This window comes from Acinetobacter piscicola, assembly GCF_015218165.1.
In the GTDB taxonomy this organism is placed as follows: domain Bacteria; phylum Pseudomonadota; class Gammaproteobacteria; order Pseudomonadales; family Moraxellaceae; genus Acinetobacter; species Acinetobacter piscicola_A.
Window position 1 is genome coordinate 356,600 of the sequence record NZ_CP048659.1, and the last position, 25,550, is coordinate 382,149.

A 25,550-nucleotide genomic window follows, 5' to 3' on the forward strand; every position below is an offset into this window, starting at 1 on the left:
TCTGATATGAAAAGAATAAGTGATGAATATAGTCCCGTTAGAAAAGCCCAAACCGTTTACGGAAGTATTTCGGGGAATTACTCTTTTAGGGGAGAAAAAACGATTTGGTTTGAATCCACTTTGGAGCGTGATTTTCTTTTTAAGCAAGAATATAACAGTAATGTTATTGATGTGGTTGAACAGCCTATTTCTATTCCTTATATAACTGAATTAGGAAATGAATCGGTATATACCCCTGATTATTTGGTGCAATTTTCAAGTGCAATTTATAATGATATTGATTTCTTTCCTGCACCATTATTGATTGAAATTAAGCCTAGAAAAAAATTAAAGGAAGATTGGAATACCCTTAGACCAAAATTTAGGGCAGCTTATGCTTTAGCTTCTGAAAAGGCATGGAAATTCAAAATTATTGATGAGTCTCGTTTGTATGATCAATATTGGGAAAATATCAATTTTTTAAAAAGATTCAGACGTTCTCATGTTGATGAGGTAGATCAGAGAGTATTAATTGAAACTTTATTAAAACTAGGCTTTTCAACAGTTAATCAATTGCCTGCTTATATTTTTAAAGATGAAAAAAATGTATTAAAGGCTATTCGCCAAATATGGGTTTTAATTTCAAAAAATATACTTGCTTGCGATCTATATAACCCTTTTACTACTGAAACTGTTATTTGGGTAAATGATGGCTCTAAAGCACAAGGAGTTATTTAAATGATACAGGATGATTCAGTAAAGATTGATAGAAAACGCCTAGTTATTAAACCAAATGCAATTGTTGGTTATAAAGGTAATAAATATAAAATTATCAATATTTTAAATGCAAAAGATGTCGTGATTGCAAATTTGGAATCTGCTCGAAGTTTACAAGTGAGCATAAGGGAATTATCTGTTTTAAGTGAAGATAATTCTAAGCTTAACCAAGGTGAGGATATTTCTGCTGAGTCATGGCAAATCGCTTTAGATCATTATGAAATTATTAGGGAACTCATTGACTATTCCACAGTTGAGGCGGTTAAGAAGACTGCAAGTGAACATAATCTTCATGTAAATACTATTTGGAAATGGCTTAAAGCTTACCGAGAAAACAAGTCTATCTTAGCTTTAGTCCCAAAAAAACGTGGTTGGACAACAGAAAAAACAAGGTTGTCGCCTGAATTAAATCATATTATTCAACAAGCGATCCATACTAAGTATTTAACAAGTTTAAAGCCAAGTGTTGCCAAAACAATTTTGGAAGTGAAGCTTGAGTGCTTCAAAAGAAAAATTGAACCACCTCATGACAATACGATTCGCTATAGAATTGAAGCCCTTAATGGCTATGAAGTGACTAAGGCAAGATACGGAAAAAAGGCTGCTAAAGATAAGTATGAAGCATCAGCAGGGACTTTTCCGAATGCAGACTATCCTTTGGCGTATGTGCAGATTGATCACACTCCTTTAGATATAGAAATCGTTGATGAACAATACCGTGAAACAATAGGCAAGGCATATTTGACATTAGCAATTGATGTTTTTAGTAGAATGATTGTTGGTTATTACCTTTCTTTAGAAGCTCCAAGTGCAACATCGGTAGCAATGTGTATTTCATCAGCCATTATTTCAAAGAAAAGAAAACTGCTTGAGTTAGATGTGGATGGTGAGTGGGATATCGAAGGTATTATGGATTCAGTCCATTCTGATAATGGTTCTGATTTTAGAACAAACCATCTGCATAAAGCATGTCTAAAGTACGATATTAATTGGGAGTATCGACCTATTGGTGGTGCAAAATATGGTGGGCATATTGAGCGTTTACTTGGAATCGTAAATCTTGAAATGCATGTTTTAGATGGAACGACTAAATCTAATATTTTTGAAAAAGGAACTTATGATTCCGCTAAGAATGCTTGTTTAACACTTCGTGAATTAGAACATTACATCGTCTATTGGATTGTAAATGTTTATCATAAAAGCAAGCATTCAATACTTGAAATTCCGCCACAACAAATGTGGGAAGAGGGTATTTGGGGAACAAAATTTAAAGTTGGTACTGGTTTAAAAGAAAGGGTTGCGGATGAAGCAACACTATTTTTGGATTTCGCCCCTGAATTTGAATCAACCATTCAAAGAACGGGCGTAAAAAAAGATAAACTTTTTTATTTTGCTGATTGTTTAAGACCTTGGATCAATGCGATTGATCCAACTGACGATGAGAAAAAGCGTAAAAGAAAGTTTATTTTTAAAAGAGATCCTCGTGATATTTCAATGATTTGGTTTTATGAACCGAATACAAATACATATTTTAAAGTACCTACAGCCAAACGTGAAATTCCATCAATCGGATTGCATGAATATAGACAAGTCCAAGCATATCTTAAGAGTGAGCGATTAGATACAGTTGATCAAGATGCTATTTACAGAGCAATTATTTATCTCCGTGAAAAAGTAGATCAAGCCGTGACTTTAACTAAAAAGCAACGCCGAATGAATCAAAGAAAAAAAGAGAATGGTAAGATAGTTGCTGCACTACACCATGAAAATAAAAATAATTCAGTTATCCATACAAATGTAGATGCTCCAAAGTCACAAAATAGTTTATGGGATCAAAATTTAACTGCTTTTGACGATTTGAGGTAAGACCATGAAACAATATGATTACCTTGCTGAGCATGTCCTTGACACTATGATTCTTAGTGATGCTGAAAGAATTAATATTCTTTATGAGGATCGGTGGATTGGTTATCAGAAAGCAATTGCAGTTTTGAATACACTGACTGATATTTTGAAACGACCTAGAAAATTAAGACCAGAATGTCTTTTAATTGTTGGTGATTCAAATATGGGAAAAACTAAGATTATTCATGAGTTTGCAAAAGAATACTATACTAAGAGAGTTGATGATATGGACATGCAGCTTATGTCATTGACTAAACCAGTCATTCCTATTCAAGCCCCTGCTAGGGCAAATGTAAAAGATTTATATATTAATATCTTAGATCATTTTTTTGTCCCTTTTCGTGTCACTGATCCTGAAAGCAAATTAAGGTATCAAGCAACCCATCTACTGCGTAAATATGAAACCAAAATGTTAATTATTGATGAGTTGCATAATTGTTTAAGTGGGAGTGCTAGGCAACGGCAAGAAGTGATGAATACACTTAAAACGCTAAGCAATGAACTTAGTATGAATATCATTGGTGTTGGTACTCGTGATGCATCTCTTATTCTTCATACGGATACTCAGTATGCCAGTCGCTTTGAAATTATAGATTTGCCTTTATGGAAATTGGATGCGGATTTTTTAAGACTTCTTTTAAGTTATGTTCGCTTACTTCCCCTAAAAAAATTATCAAACTTGGCATCACAAGAAATTGCGACCTTACTCTATGAAATTTCAGGTGGTAATTTTGGTGATTTAAATCGTTTATTGGTGGAATGTGCAAAAGAAGCAATATTGACTGGTAAAGAAGAAATTACCCTCGAAATTGTTAAAAAATTCAAGTGGCTTAAACCAACAGAGGGTGCTCGTAATATTCGCACTATTCAGCTTAATTCTATTTAGTATTATTGAGGGTGTAATATGCCTAATTATGCTCAAAATTGGTTTATACATACCCCCATTGAACAAGGTGAAGTATTATCATCATGGCTCATTCGTTCAGCCTTAGACATGGGATGTTCCCCTTTAACACTTATAGAAGCATTGTGGGGTAGATGGAGAGCATTAACGATTGATCTTGATCGAGGTATGACGGAAGATCGGCTTGAATTATTATTTGTACATTCTTTTGATGATAAACAAAAAATTTTGAAAACAATGCTAACTAATGTGGCTCCCTATCTAGTTAAGAGTTCAAATAGTGGATGGGTTTTAAGTTTAGGTCAGCGTAGTAGATCAAATTTTTCAGGTCGGCAGGTGTGTACTCAATGTTTTGAAAGTGATGGTAGATCAGCTTATTTACGGTTAATGTGGCGAATGGGGTGGCATTGTTGTTGTGAAAAACATCAAATAAATTTAATTGATCATTGTCCGAATTGCGGTGTAGTCATTCAGCCATTTAAAATAGATTTAGAGCATGGATCATTAGCAGTATGTTTCTCATGCCATTTTAATTTGACTTTATATCAGCCACAACCTAGCAATATTCAAATTTTAGATTTTCAAAAAAATGCAGATAACGTTTTAAAACAAGGCTCAGGTTTATATAATAATCAAAATATTTCAGCTACCGAATGGTTTGCGATTGCTCGTGCATGGATAAGTGAAATCAGATTACTTGTAGATACAGATAATATTCAACTTATTGAAATGTTTAAGAGCTTTGGTATAAATTTAAATACCATAACTCCTTTCACACCAATTGCTTTCGAATATTTAAATACAAACGAACGTATAATTTTGCTTTCCATCTTGAATGAAATTATGAAAATCCCATGTGAGTTGATTATTGACCGCTCTTATGAGTACGGGATTAGTAGTGCAAATTTTTGGGATAAGCGTAAAAAACTACCGATTCAACTTCAACAAATGAAATCAGCAATGATCAAGCCTATAAGAGTATATGCTTTACAACGTGTGAGTTCTCATAATGGAAAACCAAAAGCAAAAAAAACCGTGCAACGTAAGTGGCTTAATTTGTTAAGAAAATCAAGAAAGAAACGGAGTCATAAGCTTGGCGGAGATTAATATTGAGCAGTTATGTAATGGGTGTGAAAAATCAGTTACCCAACTAAAAAAAAGATATAAAGGGAAAAAATATTGCTCAACTTGTTATGCTCGAATTTTTAAAAAATGTCTTTGCCCAAAATGTGGGTTATCTGCTCGATTACCTAAAAATGATGATCAAGCGATCTGTAATGAATGTATTAAAAAACAACCTTGTATAAGATGCAATCAAGTTAACAGACCGATAGGAACGCTTACAGAGTATGGGGTCGTTTGTAATAGTTGTTCTGTTTATTTTAGAGAGGTTGAACGATGTGAGCGATGCAATGTTCAATCGCAAAAATTAACGAAAATATCACGCTTTAATGATGACCTCAGAGTTTGTCCGAAATGTTCAACAAGGGATTATGAAACATGTCCTTCATGTCATAAATATCGCTTGTTAGAGTTAGATGAAAAAGGAAATAAAGTTTGTAAAAAATGTATAACTCAACCGAATAAACCTTGTATTGAATGTAAAACGATGATCTCAGCAGGATGCGGTGATCTATGTGATGATTGCTACTGGATTAAAAATCTATGGTCAAAGTTCCATCAAAATATTTATTTGTTCGAGTCATCTTTTTTAAAAAAACAATATGAAAACTACGTGCTTTGGTTGGTCGATTTAGTTGGAGCACATCAAGCAGCTTTGTATTTGAATAAACATACTCATTTTTTTATTAAAACAGAAATGTTATGGGAGAGTAATATTCCTGATGCAGACCAATTATTGTTGACTTTACGGACGAGTGGACTTAGAAAGTTTGAATTAGTAACACAGTGGCTCGATCAAATGCATGGGGTAAAAATCTCAACTATAAATAAAAATGAATGTTCTGAGATAGATCAAGCCAATAAGTTGATTGATCAGTTACCGCAGCCCTCATTGGCTTTTGATGTTGTATTTGCTTATAAGCAAAAGCTCGATGAAAAAATGCATCAAGGAAAAACATCTGCTCGATCTGTAAGGCTTGCAATGAAGCCTGCTGTTGCATTGATGTTATCTATTCAGGATAAGCAATTACTGCCAGATTTGGCAAAAGTAAAAGCTTATTTAAATGAGTATTCAGGTCAGGCTGCTGCATTAACAGGGTTTATTAATTTCTTAAACGATCAATATGATACGGATATTGATTATATTTCCTTAAAGCATTCTAACTTCATAAAAGAAGCAAGTAAGCGGAAATTGGAAAAAGAATTGATCTCGATGCTCAGCCCAAATACTGATTTCAATGTCATGGTATGGGTGAAAAATGGCTTACAACTATTCCATGAGATGAGTTATCAGGATTCATTGAAGATCAAGTTGGAAATGATCGTTGAAATAAAAGATGGCTATAATGTTTTGTACAATAACCAAAATTATTGGTTGCCTAAGAACATTGATCCATCTTTTAAAAAGTAAGTCTAAAGTTTCAATACTTCGATATATAATTTAGTTTAATATTTTGATAATTCATTAATTAAGAGAAAAAAATGGGCTTAAAGGATTTGCTTGGTCTGAAAGAAAGTGATGAAAAAAAACTACGTGAAGGATTAGCACAACTTAGGGCTTTAAATGATCATTTATCATCCATGTATTCTTTGAGGTCTGACTTAAGAGATTTAACAGATAATCGGCATACTGTTAGTTCACTTTTACAAGGTGAATTAGATAAGATTAAAGCTCACCAACAAAGTTTAATTAATAAAACGAATGAGTTATCTCAACTAAAAGCCAAATTAGATGAGTCTCTAATTGCTATTGAAAAAATTCAATCTGTTTTAGCTAATGATGAAAATGGTAGTTCTATTTATTCTCGTATATTAGAAGTAACCAATGAAGATAATCTAGATATTTTGGAAGTTGAGTCCGAAAAAATTCACACAGCTTATAGTCAATTATTTGATCGAAATGGTGAGGATACTTCTAAAGTTGATCGAGTAAATTATGTAATTGATAAAATTTTAGATCAATATGACAAATTGTTTGATGAACTAAATGATAATGGTGAAACGAAAGTTAAAGAATACGAAAGAAAAATTAATGAGTTAGTTGCATACTATGACGATTTATTTATTTCTGATGATCCTGATAATAAAAGTAAAAATGAGCAGATAAATTTTCAGTTATCGAGAGTCCAAAATTTTTATGACAAAATTTATGGTAATGAAGAAAAAAACATTACTGCATTAAGTGAAGATTTGGATAAAAGGTTAGAAAATTTAAAAAATGTTGAGGAGCGAGCAAAATCAGTTATTGGATTATCAAGTGAAGCAGGGCTTGCAGGTGGTTTTGTTGTAAAAGGACAAGAAGCCAAAAAAGGACAATTCATCAGTATTATTGTATTTGTATTAGTTGTATTAGCAATTTTTGGATTTAATTTTTATTTGTTTGATAAATCAGATTTTTTGAATATGAAGTGGGATACATTCTTATTCAAATTATTGATCAACGCACCTTTGATTTGGATTGCAACAATTGCGAATATAAATTTAAATCGTTTTTCTAAATTAGAGCAAGAATATTCTCATAAAGAAGCATTGGCTAAATCTTATGAACGGTACAAAACAGAAATTCAAGAGCTTGAAAAGTTAGGAGTTACTGGTTCAGAGGAGCTTAAATTAAAACTTTTAGAAATCAATCTTGAAGCATTTAAAGTTAACCCTGCGGAACATTCTGATAAAGCTAAGCCTGATTTCTCTATATGGGATTTGATTCAGAAGAAAAAAGATGAGAAACCTAGTGAGTAATTGAAGCTCAGGTACATTTTTCTCAATGTATTGGGTAAGCAGAAGTAGAATTCAGTTATTCTGAAATTTACAATTCAAACTGTTAAACTATTTACTTACCAAGATTTTATCCGAATAACTTGTATGTATCAGAACTTACAACATAGCTTTGAAAATAGCGTAATTCTCGTTGTAGAAGATGATTATGATATTGGTGACATTCTTGAAAAATACATAAAAAATGAAAACATGAAGGTCATCCGTGCATTGGATGGACAACAAGCTTTAGAGTGCTTAAAAGCCAACTCTATAGACCTGATTCTCCTTGATATTAAATTACCCAAACTAAATGGCTGGGAAATTCTACAAATCATCCGTCAAACAAGTCATTTACCTGTCATTATGCTGACTGCCTTAGATGATCAAGTGAATAAGATCATGGGGCTAAAAATGGGTGCTGATGATTTTATTATTAAACCATTTAACCCAAATGAAGTGATTGCGCGAATACAAGCCGTACTTAGACGAAGTACAAGCCAAAATACGGAAATAACTAATATTATTCGTTATAAAAATATTGAAATTAATCCAGATCATCATCAAGTTTACATTTCAAATGGTCAAAGAAATCAGCTGCTCAACCTTACGTTAACTGAGTATAAGATACTGGTTTTGATGGCAAAAACACCAAATAAAGTCTTTACACGTAATGAATTGATCCAAAACTGTATGCCTGAAAGTGATGCTTTAGATCGCACTGTAGATAGCCATATCAGCAAATTACGCAAAAAACTTGAAGAAAATTATGTAAATGGTTTATTAATCAATGTCCGTGGCGTGGGGTATCGCTTAGATCAAAATCATGAAATTTAACTTTTTTAAAAATTCAGTTGGAATTAACTTCCAGTTTATTATCATGATGAGCCTACTCAATTTAGGCATTACGCTGTTATCTTTCATGATTGGCTATTTTGTTTATAGCTGGGCGATAAAAATAGGTTTTCTAAATACGCAAGTTATTAATTCAAATGAATTTTCAGTTACCTTTGTTGACTTTATCTGGCTGTTTTTAGTGCTATTAACAGGCTTTTTTCTTTCTACTATCCTCGCCTTTAAATATGGAAAACGCTATACACAGCCAATTAGTGATTTAGCAGATGTTATTCAACAAATTCAACAAGGTAATTTAGCACTCAGAATTAAACAGCCACATCATGATATTCCACATGAAATCAAGTCCCTTATTGAGAACTTCAATGAAATGGCAAACCAACTTGAAGTATCAGTTAAGAATTCAACTGTTTGGAATGCTGCAATTGCACATGAATTACGAACACCTGTGACAATATTACAAGGTCGCTTGCAAGGTATTGTCGATGGTATATTTATTGCCGATCAAGCTTTACACCTAAGCTTATTGAACCAAGTCGAAGGCTTATCTTACCTTGTGGAAGATTTACGGACACTGACACTTATTGAAAATAAACAATTACGTTTAGAACTAGAAAAGACCAATTTAAAAGATAGTATTGAAAAATGTCTGCAGATGTTTAATGAACGGTTTCAGGTTAAAGGTTTAACTATTATTTTAAATTTGACGGATAAATTGGTTTGCGTTGATATAAGAAGGATGGAACAAGTCTTTATTGCATTATTTTCTAATTTTCTAAGATATTCGAATGCTGGACAAATCAATATTACAACGATGGCCACAGCAGAACATTGGCTATTAATGTTTGAAGATGAAGGTCCTGGTATTGATGAATCGCATCTTGCACATCTGTTCAAGCCATTCTATCGTCTGGAAGACTCTAGATCACGTCTAGATGGCGGTACTGGATTAGGCTTGGCAGTGATTGATGCAATTATTGAAGCACACCAAGGTCATATTTATTATTCTAAATCCAAAAACTTAGGTGGCAGCTGTTTTACTATTCAACTAAATCGTATAAATCGTAAGACATCAACTCATTTATAATGTGTTAAGTTCAGATCAATACGGCTTCATTTAAACCATAAATTTAAGATAAATTGATGTCTGAACTTAACCATTCTGTTTGATGATCCTCAAATAAATTTCATCACAATGAATTCTCATCTCGATATTTCGCTAGCATAAAAAATACCACAATGGAGAGTATGCCGATGATAATCCCTGCTGTTAATAATAAATTAACATGAGCTGAACTGAAGGCAATTTTACCTGCGTTAATCAATGCTGTACCTTGTTCAACGGGTAACTGGCTCGCCACTAAATAGGTATCACCAATCGATAGTCTGGCTTTTTCTGCTAAAACAGCAGTTAAATCTGACGGCACTTGAAGATGACTGCCAAATATATAGGCCATGAAAACACCAAATAAAGTAATACCTAGTCCTGTACCCAGTTCATAACCTGTACTTTCAAGTGAACCTGCCGCACCGCCCTTTTCTGCAGGTACTGAGCCCATGATCGCAATGGATGAAGCTGTTAAACCGATACTTAGAGTGAGTCCAATTGAAGCTAAAATAAAGGGAACAATAATTCCCGGATGATGAAAATCTGAATAACTCAAACTGATCAACGCAATTGCTGCCAATATTAATGAAAATGTTGCAACTAGACGCAGTCCGAATTTATTAGATAAAAATCCAGCAATAGGCCCACCAATAGCAGCAGCAACCATAATCGGAACCATAAAAAGACCAGCTTGTAGTGGTGTTAAACGAATGACATATTGCAGCTCCATCGCTAAGGTTAATTCCACACCTGCCAAAGCGCCTGCAGCAACCATTGCCATAATAATGCCTGCTAAAATAGCAGGGCGTGAAAATAGTGAAAGATCTAGCATCGGTTGAGGAGAATTCAGCTGTTTGCGTACAAATATGGTTAATAATCCAATAGAAAAAATGACTAAAGGAAGGACAATTAACAACGACTGTTTACCGCCTAAGCCTGCTTTGAGCGCATATACAAATGAAACCAAACCGAAAATTAGCAATAGCGCCTGACCAAATGCCCAATGTCCAGAGGTTACAGCTTCATTTTTGGATAATAAGAAATAGCACATTGGGGCGACAACTAACATGATTGGGACATTAATGAGGAAAACTGAACCCCACCAGAAATATTCTAACAATCCACCACCAATGAGCGGTCCAATGGCGGCACCGGCTGATCCGATTGTGCCCCAAATACCCAGCGCAATGGCACGTTCGCGACTGTCTTCGAAGGTTCTGCGAATAATACCCAATACACAGGGCATAATCATGGCACCGCCTAATGCTAATAAAGCACGTGCGGCAATCAGCATAGAAGCCGTTTGGGAAAATGCCGCAAGGACTGAGGCAATTCCAAATATAACCAAGCCAATCAGCAGAATCTTACGATTGCCGACACGATCAGCCAAAGTTCCCATCGGAACTAAAAGTCCAGCCATAAGTAATGGATAAATATCAATAATCCATAAGACTTGGTTGCTTGAGGCACTCAATGATTGGGTTAATGATGGAACCGCAACATGCAGTACAGTCATATCAATCACAATCGGCAGAAATGCAAGCACGACAGCGAGCAATATCCACCAGCGTTTCGGATCAAGATTCGTAGCTTTCATGATCAAACCTATATTGATGGTTTATTAAATCAATTCTGAAATAAAGATGTAAATGAAAGATTTGTTGTGGGCTAAACTCGTTAACCCACAGCTTTTATATTTAGCTTTTATTCTCAGTTTTGATGCTTAATGTGCCGCTTTACGTTTCGAGAATTTCTCAACCATGCTCATGACGACAATAAAGAAAATCGGTACAAAAATAACAGCTAGAATTGTTGCGCTGATCATGCCGCCAAAGACGCCTGTACCAATCGCTTTTTGAGTTTCAGAACTAGCGCCACTGGCAATGACTAAAGGAATAACGCCACAGGTAAATGCCAAAGATGTCATTAGGATTGGACGTAAGCGCAATTTAGCGGCTGCAACGGTTGCCTCCACTAAACCCATTCCTTCTTCTCTTAATGCTTTTGCAAACTCAACAATCAAAATGGCATTCTTTGCAGATAGACCAATAATCGTGATCATGCCGACCTTAAAGAAAATATCATTTGGCATACCACGTAACATTACTGCTAAAAAGGCGCCAATCAACCCTAGAGGGACAACTAGCATCACAGAGAATGGAATTGACCAGCTTTCATAAAGTGCTGCCAAGACAAGGAAAACGACTAACATCGACAACAGTAATAAAAACAAGGTTTGTGATTCCGACTGTTTTTCTTCTAGAGAAATCCCAGTCCACTCATAACCCACACCTTTCGGAAGCTGTTTAATCAAATTTTCCATCTCAGTCATGGCTTGTCCTGAAGATACACCTGCTGCTGGACTGCCAGAAATACTCAATGATGGACGACCGTTGTAACGATTGTATTGTTGTGGTGAATGTTGCCAAATGGGTGTAATTATTTCAGACATTGAAACCAATTTACCGCTTTGACTGTTCACTTTAATCTGAAGAATATCTTCAATACTCATGCGTGATTTGGAATCAAGCTGCACTATGACTTGCTGCATGCGGTCTTGATTTGGAAAGTCATTGATGTACATCGAACCCATTGAGGTTGAAATAATATCGGTCACATCACTGAAATTAACACCTAATGCCTGCAATTTATCTCTATCAATTTTAAGCTGTACAGAACTGCCATCTGGCAAACCTTCAGGATAGACCTCCGCCACGATTTTACTTTGTGCTGCTAATGCTAAAAGCTGATCTTGCGCTTCTCTTAAAGCAGGCATGCCAATATTGCCACGATCTAATAATCTCAGTGAAAAACCAGATGAGTTACCTAATTCATCAATGGCTGGTGGTAACACAGACATGGTTTGACCTTCTGAACTTTCAGCCATCGCTATATTTGCATTATTCACGACTTCTTGTGCCGTAATAGTACGCTCTTCGAATGGCAATAGATTAGTAAAATACATCGCTGTATTCTGACCAGAACCACTAAAACCAAAACCTAAGACTGCCATATTGTCTTTAATACCCGTTTCTTGGTCTAAATGATTTTGAAACTCAGCAACGACTTTACGGGTACGTTCTTGAGTTGCATCCGCAGGAAGCTGAATTGAAGTCATAAACCACCCCTGATCTTCTTCTGGCATAAACGCAGTCGGAACGTGTTTAAAACTAAAAATCAGCACAATGACAATGCCTAAGAAACATAACATTGCGAGGGTTTTATGTTTAATTACTTTAAATAAACTACGTTCGTAGCGATTGTTCAGCTTCTCAAAACTGCGATCAAACCATGCAAAAACACCTTTTTTCTGATGGTCTTGATCAATCGGTTTTAACATTGTTGCACATAACGCAGGGGTTAATGTCAATGCAAGGAAAGCTGAGAATAAAATGGAAACTGACATGGTAATGGTGAATTGGCGATAGATAATCCCCACCGAGCCTGACGCCAATGCCATCGGCAAGAATACAGCGGCTAACACTAAGGTAATACCAATAATCGGATTGGTAATTTCCTTCATGGCTTTAGATGTGGCTTCAACTGGAGATAAACTTTCTGTCGCCATAATTCGTTCAACATTCTCAATGACCACAATCGCATCATCGACAATAATCCCAATCGCAAGCACCATGCCGAACATGGTCAGCACATTAATCGAAAAACCTGCAAGTAGCATGACTGAAAATGTGCCAAGCAATGCAATCGGTGCAACGATCGCTGGAATTAAGGTGTATCGAACATTATGTAAGAAAATAAACATGACAATAAAAACTAAAGCCATAGCTTCAAGCAATGTCATGATTACTTTTTCAATCGAAACTTTTACAAAAGGTGCAGTGTCGTAAGGTATAGAGAATTTCATACCATCAGGCAATGCTAGACTTAATTGTTCAATTTTTGCTTTTACACCCTCTGCAGTCTTAACAGCATTGGCACCAGGACTCATTTGTATCGCCACAGCTGTAGAGGCTTTACCATTTTCTAAAATCGCAAAGTTATACATTTGCGCACCAATTTCGACACGAGCAACATCCGATAATCGAACAATGGCACCATTTTGTTGAGCACGTAAACTAATGTTCTTGAATTGCTCTACAGTTTCTAATTGACCTTGAGCAGTCAAAGGAATGGTGATTTGTTGCCCCTTCAACGCAGGAACATCACCAATACGACCCGGTGATATCGGCAAGTTTTGGTTTTGGATGGCTGTATTCACATCTTGAATACTCAATCCATAAGAGACCAAGCGGTCTGGATCGACCCAAATTCGCATGGCTTTCTCAGCACCAAAGTTTTGGACTTTACCAACACCTTCGACCCGTTTTAATTCTTCAATTACATAGCGAGTCATATAGTCACTGACATCAATTTCACTATATTTGCCATTTGGTGAACTCAACCCCACCATCATTAAAAAACCAGATGATGCAGCATCAACCATCAGCCCCTGTTGTCGAACTGTTTGGGGTAGGCGCGACTCAATGGCTTTAATTTTGTTTTGTACATCAACTTGTGCCAGTTCTACATCTGTGCCTGGTTTAAAGGTTGCGGTGATTGTTGCTGTTCCAGAACTATCCGAACTTGAACTGTAATACAGTAAGTTCTTGACACCTGACATTTCCCGCTCAATCAATGTCACAACACTATCATTCAGTGTCTTTGGGGTAGCACCTGGATAGATTGCAGTAATACTGATCTGTGGTGGCGCAACACTCGGAAATCTTGCAATAGGTAACTTGGGAATACTGAGTACACCTAACAAAATAATAAATAAAGCGATCACCCATGCAAAAACAGGACGCTTAATGAAAAATTGAGACATTATTTCTTGCCTCCACTTTCCTGAGTATTTGTAGGTTGCCACTGCTTAATTTTTAGTTTTTGCTCAGGCTGTATACGATCAGCGCCTTCAACAATAACTTTTTCGCCTGCTTGTAATCCTTGTGTTACTACATAGCTATTTTGATAACGTTGACCAAGCTGAATAGGCTTGCTTTGCGCTAAACCTTTTTGATTAACAATCGTAACATTGGCTTTACCACTAATATCATGTTGAATCGCTTGTTCAGGTACTAACAGCGCATTTTCAACTTGAGCTCGGCTCATATTGACTCGAACATACATGCCTGGCAAAAGTTTTTGATTTTGATTATTGACTAGAATACGAATCGTGACATCACCCGTGTCAGGATCAACTTTAGTATCTGAAAATAGGATTTCACCTGTGACATTATAAGGTTTACCCTGACTATTCAGGATTTCAACCGTATGTTTGATGTTTGACACGTCACCTTGCTGCAAAGCTTCCTGTAGCTTTTCATAATCACTAATTGATTGCTTTACATCGACGTAGACTTTATTAATCTGTTGTATTACGGCCATCGCATTGCTATCGCCTTGACCAACCAATGCACCTTCAGTCACTAAGATTTCACCAATCGTTCCTGAGATGGGTGCTGTGACAGTGGCATATTTAAGATTGAGCTGCTGTCTACTTAACATAGCTTGCATTTGCGCCACATCGGCTTTTGCTTTTTTATAATCTGCTTCCGTATTGTTGTATTCCTGCTGACTAACCGCATTTACTTTTACCAATTCAGTGTAGCGTTTTAACAGCACCTGCAAACGTGTCACCTCAGCTTGTGCACGGTTTAAAGTAGCTTGATTGCTTTTTACATCTGCCTGAAAGATTTCAGAATTTAATTTAAAAAGTGGTTGACCTGCTTGCACATAAGAGCCTTGTTTAAAAAGCACTTTATCAACAATTCCACCTACTTGCGGACGAATTTCAGCAATCCGGTAAGCTGTAACACGGCCGGGAAGATTTTCAATTACATTCATAGATTGCGGTAATACAGTGATGGTACTGACCACCACCGGCGGCATTTCTGCTGCGGACTGTTCAGCATCTTTGGATTGTGTACAGCCGATCAAAAGTACAGTTGTAATAAGTATTGAACTTATTAAATGATGACATGTTTGCATGTTTTTTCAGAGAGAGTTTTAGATGCTACTATTTTGAAATAGCAGTGTTTATGAATTGCTAATGTTATGTGGAGATTGTGTGGAGAAAACTGTTAAATGGGAAGTAATTTTAATCTGGCTGAAACTATTATTAATAATAAACACTTGATTTTGTTAAGCTAAATTATTATTTTATAATAACTTTATTAATATTGGTTGATTGAGAAACCTGTTAGAAGTTTTAGATATATTTCATACTATTCTTTATATGAGTTATCTATTTAAAAAGAAGTAATAAAGAAGCTAATGGATCATTTTGAAGTAGAAGTTTTAAAACAAGCTGCTTCGTAATTCTTCAATAAATACGAAGCATATTTTAGTAAATTTAATTCTCTATTTATAATTTTTTCTTTTTTATTAATATTTTGAAAATTTTATTAAAACTTGCAACCCAATCAGCTTGGTCAGTATGCATGTGCTTCATGGCTCTTTTTTGATTGAAGTTAGTCTTGCAAATATCGAACCATTTTTTTGTTCCTTTTTTCCCCTCAATTGCTTCACAAATCATGGTTATATTTTTTTCATTAAGCATCTCTTTGGTAATAAATAGAAAAAAACAAAATGCTTCATTATTTTTGTTATTTTTCTTAATATCAATAAGGTAAAGATGATCATGAAATTCGGCTAACTCTAACTTTAAAAACAAAAGTAATCTTCCAACGTCATCGTTAATCCAAGTATTATGAATAGGGAATTTAACGATGGGCTTTATCTGTAAAAGTGAAAAGGTGTCTGAAAGATTTCCACTTTGATCAATGCAAGATACTTTAGTTAATTTAGTAGAATCTTTTTTAGCTTCAATGTTTTTTAAACTACTAAATATAAGAGCAAGATCATCTACATCTAGTTTATTCGGTTTTTTTTCTGAATTTTCAGATTTTGTAGGTTTATTCTTTCTATTGCCATAACGGTTGCCTGATGATTCTTCATCTTTATTTTCATTTTTTTCTTTACTTTCAATATATTGTATATTTGATTCAGTTTCAATTACTTCTTCAATAATCTCAATATCGAAGTCAGTAAAATCTACTGAAATATCAGTCTGTTTTTTATTTTCACCTCTGTTGTGAGATGGGTCTTCTTGGGTGTTGATACGAGTGTTATTGCGTTTTTTTTTGTTTCGACCTTGTCTATGAACTTTATCTTTATCAATGGTTTCTATCTGTTCCTCTGATTCTGTTACAGGTGCATAAGCTACTATAGGAAAATCAGCAATAGGAGAAACTTTAGATACGTGTGTAATTAAAAATCGTTTTCCATTTTCAAGCCAAATACCTTCGGCAGTTAAGCTCATTGTTGTTGAATGCGGAGGAATTACACTAGGAAATCTAGATGGATATGGCTTTCCAGTTTTATCGAGTTTTATGTCATTTAACGAATTTCGTATATTTAGCACTTTTTCTTGGGTGTTTTTGTTTAGTGCTAGATTTGCCAAAAATGTGATCGCTTCTTTTCCTATGGTTTTAACCATATTTTTTTTCAGTACAACAGATATTTTTTCAACATTTTCAACATTTTCAACATTTTGAATTTCATATTTTTCTAAAAATAAATCAACTATATGTGAAATACTGTAATTTTCATTGATGATATGGCCTCTAATGTCCTTTCTTGCAGGGATATAAAAAGCATGGAGTGAATGAATACAACTTGTAAGTACTTCGATATTATCATTTGATTTTAAAATACAATATTTACTCATTAAAAATGGGTAATATCTAAAAGGCACATTTGCACTGTATTCATTTTTAGGAATGAATATTTTTTCATTATATAAGTAGTATTCGTCTGAATCAGGAATCTTAGCATCAAATCTAATGATCTTTGGTTCGTTAATGGAAAAATCAAACTCAAAATTAACTGTTCTTAGACAGTTATTAAAAGAGAATTTTCTTCCCTCTATTCGTGTTTGGCCTTTCCATATTGTGCCAATTTGTACTGTATCCAAATCTCGAAAAGTGACATCATATTTGTTGTAAGAATTTTCAGATACATTTAAACGATTAGGGTTTGCCGCATCAAGCTCAACAAGTAGAACTTCAATTAATATATTGTCAGATTCAGAACTCGAATTTAACTTTAAACAACTATATAGGTAGACAACTCGTTCGATTTCATCATCAGGAAATGAGTCAATAGAGGTCATATCAGAATATACTCTAATAAAGGTTATTATAAAAAAGAAATTATGAGTTATTAATAGTCTATTTTTATATATTTGACTAGCTTCTATTTTTGTAAACTAGCTTTTATTTTTGTAAGTGACACCCGCCACCGACTAAGGCAATAGCAGATGCCGTATGGTGCGGAGCACGATAGGGACGTTGTCCAAAGTGATGCTTTAAATTGGCAATCGAATAAATACTGGCAACTTGCAGATTTTCCTGATGATTGAGTGGCGGTAAAATACTGGGTAGCCGAGAGGCTAATAATGTTTTGCCTGTGCCGGGTGGACCTTTAAATAAAATAGAATGCCCACCAGCAGCTGCAATTTCTAAAGCTCGGCGTGGACGCATTTGTCCTTTTACATCTGCTAAATCAAACTTATAATGTTGCTGCAATGCAGTACTTACATTTTCAGTTGCAGAAATTGTTTGCGTATTGGAAAAATGCGCACAGACTTGTTTTAAGTGAGACGCAGCGAAGACTTTGATTTCAGGCAGTTGTGCTGCCTCTGTTGCATTTTCTGTGGGGAGCATTAAGCAGTGTTGTGCCTGTTGGCATGCCATAGCAATGGTCAATGTGCCTGAGCTTGGTCTAAGATGCCCATCGAGTGCTAATTCCCCAATAAATTCAAAATCATCCGTTTGACCTTCAGGAATTTGACCTGTGGCAATTAAAATCCCCATTGCAATGGGGAGGTCTAAGCGTGAGCCATCTTTGGGTAAATCGGCTGGGGCTAAATTAATGGTTAAACGTTTGGTCGGAAATTGAAAACCACTGTTAATAATGGCTGAGCGCACTCGATCTTTACTTTCTCTCACCGCAGCTTCAGGTAAACCTACAATGGTTAAAGAGGGTAAACCTGCGCTGACATGAACTTCAACTTCTATTTGTGGTGCATGTAACCCGAGTAAACCTCGTGTATAAATTTTGGCAAAAGACATGTTATTATTCCAATTTGCTTTATTTTTAATCGTTTTATTGTTTTTATGCACTTCTTTTGTGCAAAAAATATTATTTTTTATTTTTGAATCAAGGTTTCTAGGGTCTTAACTTGTGCTTGTAAGGCTGTTAAACGGGTATTGGCATTTTGTAGTGCAGTTTTTTGGCGTTCTAATTCATCTTTTGAGACCAGATCCATTTTACTGACAGTTTCATTGAGTAATGCACGTAAATTGTGCTCTAAATCTTTCTTGGGTTGATCAATTTGTTCCAAAATTGCCTGTAATAGTGTTTCAATCATTTTAATGTCCAAAAAATAGTGAGATTGGTTTAGTTTAACATTGCTTTGAAATAGACCCTAGTGTTAACTGAATAGTATCGAGTGAATTAATAATAAAATACAAAAAATCAATCGCAAATATAAAATTTTTAAAGTGAAAACTACAAGAAAATGTATAAAATAAGGTACAAGGCGATTTCTGACAAAATCACTTAACACTCCCCAACCGTTAAGTAATTTTGGCATGAAAATTGAACATAAAACCTTACTGGTGATAAAAGCCGAAGGAAAACAACATGAAACTCGTAACAGCAATTGTAAAACCATTCAAATTAGATGATGTCCGTGAAGCATTGTCAGAAATTGGCGTTCAAGGGATTACCGTCACAGAAGTGAAAGGTTTTGGTCGTCAAAAAGGTCACACTGAACTTTATCGTGGTGCTGAATATGTCGTTGATTTTTTACCAAAAGTGAAAATTGAAATTGCAATCAGTGACGAAATGGTAGATTCAGTGATCGAATCAATTACACGTGTTGCAAGCACTGGGAAAATTGGTGATGGGAAAATTTTTGTCACTAATCTAGAACAAGTCATTCGTATTCGTACAGGTGAAACTGGTGCGGATGCTGTTTAATTTGGCATGAAGTTTGCTGAGTAACAGATAACTCAGAAAAACTTGGTTGGGGGATACGAATGAAAAAAATACTACTTGCGCTCAGCCTGTCTGGCGCACTTCTTGGTGGATCAGTTGCGTGGGCTGAAGAAAGCGTAACTGAACCCACTGCTACAGCAGTCACAGCATCAAGTGCTGCTACGCCAACATCTATATCAACAACAGAAAGTACACCTGTTGCTGCTCCAGCAGTAAAAGAAGAACCAACGTTAAATACGGGTGATACGGCTTGGATTTTGGTTTCAACTGCTTTGGTTTTGCTGATGACGATTCCTGGTCTCGCATTATTCTACGGCGGTATGGTGCGTAAAAAAAATGTCCTAAGTACCATGGCACACAGCTTACTTGCTGCTGCAATTGTAAGTATTGTTTGGGTGGTCGTTGGCTATACCTTAACCTTTAGTGGTGGTAATGCCTTTATTGGTAATCTAGATAAACTCATGCTTTCAGGTATCACAACCGATGCACTCAGTGGTACGATTCCTGAAATTCTTTTTGTTATTTTTCAAATGACCTTTGCCATTATTACTGTGGCGATTATCAGCGGTTCTATCGCTGAACGTATGAAATTTAGTGCTTATATTGCATTTATTACAATTTGGGTCGTGATTGTGTATGCCCCTATTGCCCATTGGGTATGGGGTGGTGGTTGGTTAATGAATGATGGTGCACTTGATTTTGCAGGCGGTACGGTGGTGCATATCAATTCAGGTGTAGCAGGCTTAGTTACCGCATATTTATTGGGTAAACGTATTGGGCTTGGTAAAGAGTCAATGGCGCCACATAATCTAACTTTAACCGTGCTTGGTGCAAGTCTGGTTTGGGTCGGTTGGTTCGGTTTCAATGGTGGGTCTGCTTTAGGTGCAAACGGCTCAGCAGCCTATGCTTTAATGACCACACAAATTGCCGCAGCCGCAGCAGCAATTTCATGGTTATTGGTTGAGAAAGTGGTACGTGGGAAAGCATCTGTATTGGGTGCTGCATCAGGTGCAGTTGCAGGTCTAGTGGTCATCACTCCAGCGGCAGGTTTTGTCACTGTTGGTGGTGCTTTGATTATGGGCTTGATTGGTGGTGTGGTTTGTTTCTGGGGAATCTCTGGTCTTAAACGTATCCTTAAAGCAGATGACTCTTTAGATGCATTTGGTCTACATGGTGTGGGCGGTATTGTTGGTGCCATTCTAACAGCGGTATTTGCAAGTGAATTTATCATGGGTGAAAAAGCTCCAACTGACATGATGCATCAAATTTGGGTACAAGTTGAAGGTGTGCTTGCAACAATTGCATATTCTGCGGTTATGACTTTTATCATCTTGAAAGTGATTGATTTGGTGATTGGTATCCGTGTTGGTACAGATGATGAGCGTATGGGACTTGATTTAAGTCAACATGGCGAGCGTATCGAATAAGACTAATCATAGAATTACATCTAAAGCAGTACTATATATTGTGGAAAACAGCCCAATTGGGCTGTTTTTTTTCTATATATTGCGTAAAGCTCAACAACAATCCTTTTTTTTGATACACTAAAGCAAATCTTACAAATGTGTTCAATTAAATCATTATGCATTGTCCATTTTGCAACGCCGCAGATAGTAAAGTGATCGACTCACGTTTGGCAGCTGAAGGTTGCCAAATTCGTAGACGCCGTGAATGTATTAAATGTGCAGAACGATTTACCACTTTTGAAACCTATGAAGTGGTGATGCCAAGGGTAAATAAGTCTGATGGTAAAAGTGAACCTTTTGATGAGTCAAAACTACGTCGCTCACTGATGCATGCACTTCAAAAACGTCCCGTCACGCAAGAACAAATTGAAACCGTACTCAGTGATATTCAACTCAAAATTCGCCGTTTGGGTGAGCGAGATGTACGTTCACGGACAATCGGAGAAATTGTGATGCAGTCTTTGTTTGCATTAGATCATGTGGCATATGTGCGTTTTGCTTCGGTGTATCAAGATTTCCAAGACGTTGAAGCTTTTCGCCGTCAGATTGAATTGATGCAACACCGTGATCAAGAAAAGCAAGATTGATACGGAATATCTGAGAAAATTATGAGCCTTACCTCTTTTGAGCAAGATGCACAGCATCAATATTGGATGCGACAAGCCATTGCATTGGCACAACAGGGTCAATATTCCACACGTCCAAATCCGAATGTCGGTTGTGTCATTGTGAAAGATGGCAAAGTGGTTGGAACAGGTTTTCACCCCAAAGCAGGTCAACCCCATGCAGAAGTTTTTGCGTTACGTGAAGCAGGGCAATTGGCACAAGGTGCAACAGCTTATGTGACCTTAGAACCTTGTGCGCATTATGGTCGTACACCACCTTGTGCCAAAGGTTTGGTGGAGGCAGGTGTAGCGCATGTGGTGGTGGCATGTTCTGACCCGAATCCGTTGGTGTCAGGGAAGGGGGTGCAAATTCTAAAAGAGGCAGGCATTCACGTTGAAGTTGGGGTCTGTGAACCAGAAGCTGCCGTTTTAAATAAAGGCTTTTTAAAAGCGATGGCGAGTGATATGCCTTATGTGCGTTTAAAAGTCGCTTCTAGTCTAGATGGGCGTACAGCGATGGCATCAGGTGAGTCAAAATGGATTACAGGTTATGAAGCACGTCAAGATGTGCAGCATTGGCGTGCCATTTCGGGTGCTGTGATCACAGGTATTGAAACCATTTTAGCTGATGATCCACAACTTAATGTACGTCAGTTAGTGGATGTTAATCTTGATGATATCGTGCAACCACAACGGGTTGTTTTAGACCGTCAAGGGCGTTTGCCGTTGGATGCACAGATTCTCAAGCACCCTGAAACTGTCATGGTCATGGGGCCATTTCGTCAGGAGCTTGCCCAATTGGGTGTGACACAATTGGAAATTCAGTCTTTGTCAGCGTTACTCAGAACACTGAAAGATTTTCAAATTTATGATGTGATGGTTGAAGCAGGTGCAACACTTTCGACCGCTTTTTTACAAGAAAATTTAGTCGATGAAGTGATTAGCTATGTTGCACCAACATTTTTAGGTCAATCCGCACGTGCCATGTTCAATGCTAATTTTGAACAGATGTCACAACAACTTCGTTTTAAACTTGAGGATGTGATCCCATTAGGACAAGACATCCGCTTAAGATTAACTCCTTTGCAAGAGTCAGTATGAATTCAGAGACTTCTTCGGTATATCACAAACGTCGTCACGCCGCCCGTACGACAGATGAATATCTTTTCAATCAGCTTGTACCTTATTTGGGGAACAAGCGCCGATTGTTACATCTGATTTTAGAAGCATTGGAGCAGACAGGGACATTACACCATAAAGGAAAACGTGCTCCAATTTTTGCTGACTTTTTTGCAGGAAGTGGTGTGGTGTCGCGTTTAGCGCGACAAAATGGTTACCGTGTGATTGCAAATGATTGGGAACCTTATAGCCACGCCTTAAATCATGCACTTTTGGCATGTACAGATGCGCCCGCATTTAAGGAATTGGGGGGGTATCAAAAAGCGATAGATTATTTAAACCGGTTGCCCGAAGTCAAAGGTTGGGTAACCCATAATCTATGTCCACGTAATGATGAGATTTATGATCCTAGTCGTGACCGTTTATTCTTTAAACGTCGTAATGGGATGCGAATAGATGCCATTCGTCAGCAAATTGCGACATGGCAAGCGCAAGGTGCAATTGATGATGTGGAAATGAGTGCTTTGCTTGCACCTTTATTATACTCAGCAAGTTTTGTCAGTAATACCAGTGGCGTATTTAAAAGCTTTCATCATGGTTGGGGCGGGCGTACGCAGTCTGCTTTGGAACGGATTGAGTCTTTACTTTGGTTGATGCCAAGCCGTTTTTGTGACATTGGGGCAGATGCGAAACAAAGTACACCCATGGCAGAAATGTGGTGTGTCGATGCACAGCATTTAGCCAATCAAATGAGTGGCTTTGAAGTGGATGTTGCTTATCTTGACCCGCCGTATAATCAGCATGCATATAGTAGTAATTATCATGTTTTAAACTCTTTAACCTTGTGGGATCAAGTGGATATTCCAACACCTGATACCAAGGGATTTAAGAGCGGGATTGACCGAGCATGGCGTAAAGAGCGCCCAAGTCCTTATAATTCTTCTAAACATGCACAAGAAGCGTATGAAAAATTATTGTCGACGATTAATGCTCGTTATATTTTAACCAGTTATTCAACGGATGGTAATATCGAAGTTAAAGACTTGCTCGAAGCCAATTTAAAACGTGGCAAAGTGTCGCTTTTGACTCAAGATGTACCCCGTTATCGAGTGAGTAAGCAACGTCAGTCAGAGCGTGCACGTGTCTTAGAGTTTATTGTGATTACCGATACGCATGCTAAATCAGGCCCACCACTGCGCCAACTCTTAGGTCAGCTTTATCATTTCGCTGAATTGGGCGGAGTAGATACGTCAGGTGTTTGTACGCAACTGGATTTGTGGTAAGGCGAAATAAAACAGATGCTTAAAAATAGCATCTTTTTTAGTGCTGAAAATGCCATGGAATTGATGGCATCATTGAATCGCGCTCAGCTTTGTTATGATCTGTATATAACAACTTTTAAATGCGCATTGGGCAAGAAGCGTGATAAAGAAAAGATCGAATTACACGACGTTCTTGCATAGAATAGCATTGCAACCCAAAAACAAAGGTGAAATATGTTTACAGGCATTATTGAAAGTTTAGGTCAAGTAGAAAGTTTGCAAAGCGTAGGCGGTGATGTGCGTTTACGTATTCATACCGACTTAGATATGTCTGATGTACATTTAGGCGATTCAATTGCAACCAATGGAATTTGTCTCACCGTGATTGATTGGGGTGAAAATTGGTATGCGGCTGACGTTTCACTGGAAAGCTTAAACCGTTCGACTTTGGCAGATTGGAAAGTCGGGCAGGTGGTCAATGTTGAAAAAGCCATGTTGCCTACCACACGTTTTGGTGGGCATATTGTCAGTGGGCATGTGGATGTGGTCGGTGAGATTACGGTTGTTCGTTCAGATGCGCGTTCATTATATTTTGAAGTCACTGCCCCTGTTGAAATTGCGAAATATTTAGCAGAAAAAGGCTCCATTACTGTCGATGGTATTAGCTTAACGATTAATCATTTACGTGGAAATATTCTGAGTTTAAATTTGATCCCTCATACGGCAGAACGTACCAACATTGGGACATGGAAAGTCGGAACAAAAGTCAACTTAGAGGTAGATATTTTAGCACGTTATATTGAGCGTTTATTACTTGGTGATAAAGCGGCTGAAGTGAAAACTGAGTCAAAACTCAGTATGGAATTTTTAGCACAAAATGGCTTTTTAAAATAGGCGAGTGTAGCTTGAGAAATCAAAAGTCTAATTTATTTTAGGCTTTTTTTTATTTACATCATGAAACTAGACGAATATATTGCAATGACTTTATTAACAGGAGAATAGAGTATTGCTTGATTTTTTGATGCATATAGAACAATTATTGCCTGTGTTACTTGATCAATATGGTTTATGGATTTATGCCATTTTATTTCTGATTATTTTTGCAGAAACTGGCTCAGTCTTTATGTTTTTTTTGCCAGGCGATAGTTTGCTCATTGCCATTGGCGCATTGTGCTCAACGGCTGAAGCGGTGCATTTGAGCTATATGGCAATTTTGCTGATGATTGCTTCAATTTTAGGTTATATCGTGAATTACTATACAGGGCGAGCACTCGGATTTCGTTTTTTTAACAAGCATCCTAAAGTTTTCAAACCTGATTATATTGAAAAAACCAATGCTTATTTTCTAAAACATGGCGGTAAGACCATCATGATGGCACGTTTTATTCCTTTTGTGCGTTCATCTGCACCATTTGCCGCAGGTGCAGGGCATATGAAGATGAGTAATTTTATGTTTTATAATGTCTTAGGCGGGGTTTTTTGGATTGGTATTTTATTAGGAATTGGTTATGGGACAGGGAATTTGATTTCTTACACAGTTGATTTATTTTAATAAAACTGCATGCTTTTAAATGAAGATAAAAACCAAGCCTATTTGAATTGAGCTTGGTCTATGAAATAATTTTAAAA

At 36.6% G+C, this 25,550-nt stretch carries 20 protein-coding genes and 1 pseudogene; 15 read left to right on the plus strand and 6 right to left on the minus strand.

What is annotated here, in order from left to right; translation table 11 throughout:
• Positions 1–6: 6 nt before the first annotated feature.
• The 8 genes from G0028_RS01700 to adeS all read left to right on the plus strand — a co-directional run bounded on the left by G0028_RS01700 (position 7) and on the right by adeS (position 9,383).
• Entirely contained in the window at positions 7–717 is a 711-nt protein-coding gene (locus G0028_RS01700) for a TnsA endonuclease N-terminal domain-containing protein (RefSeq protein WP_038346575.1), read from the plus strand.
• Positions 718–2,622, plus strand: coding sequence for a Mu transposase C-terminal domain-containing protein (locus tag G0028_RS01705; RefSeq protein ID WP_020752719.1), 1,905 nt, complete (start codon positions 718–720; stop codon positions 2,620–2,622). It abuts the gene before it with no gap.
• Positions 2,623–2,626: 4 nt separating this feature from the next.
• Positions 2,627–3,547 (plus strand): TniB family NTP-binding protein, encoded by a 921-nt coding sequence (locus G0028_RS01710; protein WP_020752720.1) that lies wholly within the window; start codon positions 2,627–2,629, stop codon positions 3,545–3,547.
• Between the two features lie 18 nt (positions 3,548–3,565).
• The gene (locus tag G0028_RS01715; protein WP_020752721.1) at positions 3,566–4,672 is read left to right on the plus strand and encodes a TniQ family protein; all 1,107 of its coding nucleotides are present in this window, start codon (positions 3,566–3,568) and stop codon (positions 4,670–4,672) included.
• The gene (locus tag G0028_RS01720) at positions 4,659–6,098 is read left to right on the plus strand and encodes a hypothetical protein (RefSeq protein ID WP_020752722.1); all 1,440 of its coding nucleotides are present in this window, start codon (positions 4,659–4,661) and stop codon (positions 6,096–6,098) included. The genes G0028_RS01715 and G0028_RS01720 overlap by 14 nt, the downstream gene beginning before the upstream one ends.
• A 71-nt stretch (positions 6,099–6,169) precedes the next feature.
• A complete protein-coding gene (locus G0028_RS01725; RefSeq protein ID WP_020752723.1) occupies positions 6,170–7,426 on the plus strand; it encodes a hypothetical protein in 1,257 nt (418 codons plus the stop codon).
• Positions 7,427–7,549: 123 nt separating this feature from the next.
• Positions 7,550–8,278, plus strand: a complete 729-nt coding sequence (adeR, locus tag G0028_RS01730; protein ID WP_020752724.1) for an efflux system response regulator transcription factor AdeR — start codon at positions 7,550–7,552, stop codon at positions 8,276–8,278.
• Positions 8,268–9,383, plus strand: a complete 1,116-nt coding sequence (gene adeS / locus G0028_RS01735; protein ID WP_020752725.1) for a two-component sensor histidine kinase AdeS — start codon at positions 8,268–8,270, stop codon at positions 9,381–9,383. Before adeR ends, adeS begins: the two co-directional genes overlap by 11 nt.
• A 103-nt stretch (positions 9,384–9,486) precedes the next feature.
• On the opposite strand, the gene G0028_RS01740 is transcribed toward adeS, so the two are convergent.
• The 6 genes and pseudogenes from G0028_RS01740 to G0028_RS01765 form a co-directional block, all read right to left on the minus strand.
• Positions 9,487–11,001: an MFS transporter gene (locus G0028_RS01740; protein ID WP_020752726.1), complete on the minus strand. Its 1,515-nt coding sequence runs from the start codon at positions 10,999–11,001 to the stop codon at positions 9,487–9,489.
• 126 nt (positions 11,002–11,127) lie between these two features.
• A complete protein-coding gene (locus tag G0028_RS01745; protein WP_269465455.1) occupies positions 11,128–14,232 on the minus strand; it encodes a multidrug efflux RND transporter permease subunit in 3,105 nt (1,034 codons plus the stop codon).
• Positions 14,229–15,392: an efflux RND transporter periplasmic adaptor subunit gene (locus G0028_RS01750; RefSeq protein ID WP_038346572.1), complete on the minus strand. Its 1,164-nt coding sequence runs from the start codon at positions 15,390–15,392 to the stop codon at positions 14,229–14,231. The genes G0028_RS01745 and G0028_RS01750 overlap by 4 nt, the downstream gene beginning before the upstream one ends.
• A gap of 376 nt (positions 15,393–15,768) precedes the next feature.
• Positions 15,769–17,577, minus strand: coding sequence for a hypothetical protein (locus G0028_RS01755; RefSeq protein ID WP_046267466.1), 1,809 nt, complete (start codon positions 17,575–17,577; stop codon positions 15,769–15,771).
• Between the two features lie 115 nt (positions 17,578–17,692).
• Positions 17,693–18,538: pseudogene (locus G0028_RS01760) on the minus strand (YifB family Mg chelatase-like AAA ATPase); the annotation flags it as partial.
• 77 nt (positions 18,539–18,615) lie between these two features.
• Positions 18,616–18,837, minus strand: coding sequence for an accessory factor UbiK family protein (locus G0028_RS01765; RefSeq protein ID WP_130074478.1), 222 nt, complete (start codon positions 18,835–18,837; stop codon positions 18,616–18,618).
• 275 nt (positions 18,838–19,112) lie between these two features.
• Between G0028_RS01765 and glnK the strand changes: the two genes are divergently transcribed.
• The 7 genes from glnK to G0028_RS01800 all read left to right on the plus strand — a co-directional run bounded on the left by glnK (position 19,113) and on the right by G0028_RS01800 (position 25,473).
• Positions 19,113–19,451 carry a P-II family nitrogen regulator gene (gene glnK / locus G0028_RS01770; RefSeq protein WP_004650081.1) on the plus strand — a complete coding sequence of 113 codons (339 nt, stop codon included), beginning with the start codon at positions 19,113–19,115 and terminating at the stop codon, positions 19,449–19,451.
• Between the two features lie 59 nt (positions 19,452–19,510).
• Positions 19,511–20,896, plus strand: a complete 1,386-nt coding sequence (locus G0028_RS01775; RefSeq protein WP_180044945.1) for an ammonium transporter — start codon at positions 19,511–19,513, stop codon at positions 20,894–20,896.
• A gap of 155 nt (positions 20,897–21,051) precedes the next feature.
• Positions 21,052–21,522 carry a transcriptional regulator NrdR gene (gene nrdR, locus G0028_RS01780; RefSeq protein WP_065995122.1) on the plus strand — a complete coding sequence of 157 codons (471 nt, stop codon included), beginning with the start codon at positions 21,052–21,054 and terminating at the stop codon, positions 21,520–21,522.
• Between the two features lie 21 nt (positions 21,523–21,543).
• Positions 21,544–22,641, plus strand: a complete 1,098-nt coding sequence (gene ribD / locus G0028_RS01785) for a bifunctional diaminohydroxyphosphoribosylaminopyrimidine deaminase/5-amino-6-(5-phosphoribosylamino)uracil reductase RibD (protein WP_180044944.1) — start codon at positions 21,544–21,546, stop codon at positions 22,639–22,641.
• Complete coding sequence (locus tag G0028_RS01790; protein WP_130074481.1) at positions 22,638–23,942, plus strand: DNA adenine methylase; 1,305 nt, start codon at positions 22,638–22,640, stop codon at positions 23,940–23,942. Before ribD ends, G0028_RS01790 begins: the two co-directional genes overlap by 4 nt.
• Positions 23,943–24,155: 213 nt before the next feature.
• Positions 24,156–24,815: a riboflavin synthase gene (locus G0028_RS01795; RefSeq protein WP_180044943.1), complete on the plus strand. Its 660-nt coding sequence runs from the start codon at positions 24,156–24,158 to the stop codon at positions 24,813–24,815.
• Between the two features lie 112 nt (positions 24,816–24,927).
• On the plus strand, positions 24,928–25,473 hold the full coding sequence (locus G0028_RS01800) for a VTT domain-containing protein (protein WP_180044942.1): 546 nt from the start codon (positions 24,928–24,930) through the stop codon (positions 25,471–25,473).
• Positions 25,474–25,550: the final 77 nt, after the last annotated feature.

Excerpts from the sequence above, each read along its gene's own strand:
- nrdR (WP_065995122.1), top strand. The coding sequence starts at position 21,052 with ATGCATTGTCCATTTTGCAACGCCGCAGATAGTAAAGTGATCGACTCA.
- ribD (WP_180044944.1), top strand. The coding sequence starts at position 21,544 with ATGAGCCTTACCTCTTTTGAGCAAGATGCACAGCATCAATATTGGATG.
- G0028_RS01705 (WP_020752719.1), top strand. The coding sequence starts at position 718 with ATGATACAGGATGATTCAGTAAAGATTGATAGAAAACGCCTAGTTATT.
- glnK (WP_004650081.1), top strand. The coding sequence starts at position 19,113 with ATGAAACTCGTAACAGCAATTGTAAAACCATTCAAATTAGATGATGTC.
- G0028_RS01700 (WP_038346575.1), top strand. The coding sequence starts at position 7 with ATGAAAAGAATAAGTGATGAATATAGTCCCGTTAGAAAAGCCCAAACC.
- G0028_RS01750 (WP_038346572.1), bottom strand. The coding sequence starts at position 15,392 with ATGCAAACATGTCATCATTTAATAAGTTCAATACTTATTACAACTGTA.
- G0028_RS01710 (WP_020752720.1), top strand. The coding sequence starts at position 2,627 with ATGAAACAATATGATTACCTTGCTGAGCATGTCCTTGACACTATGATT.
- G0028_RS01715 (WP_020752721.1), top strand. The coding sequence starts at position 3,566 with ATGCCTAATTATGCTCAAAATTGGTTTATACATACCCCCATTGAACAA.
- G0028_RS01790 (WP_130074481.1), top strand. The coding sequence starts at position 22,638 with ATGAATTCAGAGACTTCTTCGGTATATCACAAACGTCGTCACGCCGCC.
- adeR (WP_020752724.1), top strand. The coding sequence starts at position 7,550 with ATGTATCAGAACTTACAACATAGCTTTGAAAATAGCGTAATTCTCGTT.
- G0028_RS01755 (WP_046267466.1), bottom strand. The coding sequence starts at position 17,577 with ATGACCTCTATTGACTCATTTCCTGATGATGAAATCGAACGAGTTGTC.
- G0028_RS01765 (WP_130074478.1), bottom strand. The coding sequence starts at position 18,837 with ATGATTGAAACACTATTACAGGCAATTTTGGAACAAATTGATCAACCC.
- G0028_RS01795 (WP_180044943.1), top strand. The coding sequence starts at position 24,156 with ATGTTTACAGGCATTATTGAAAGTTTAGGTCAAGTAGAAAGTTTGCAA.
- adeS (WP_020752725.1), top strand. The coding sequence starts at position 8,268 with ATGAAATTTAACTTTTTTAAAAATTCAGTTGGAATTAACTTCCAGTTT.
- G0028_RS01725 (WP_020752723.1), top strand. The coding sequence starts at position 6,170 with ATGGGCTTAAAGGATTTGCTTGGTCTGAAAGAAAGTGATGAAAAAAAA.
- G0028_RS01740 (WP_020752726.1), bottom strand. The coding sequence starts at position 11,001 with ATGAAAGCTACGAATCTTGATCCGAAACGCTGGTGGATATTGCTCGCT.
- G0028_RS01775 (WP_180044945.1), top strand. The coding sequence starts at position 19,511 with ATGAAAAAAATACTACTTGCGCTCAGCCTGTCTGGCGCACTTCTTGGT.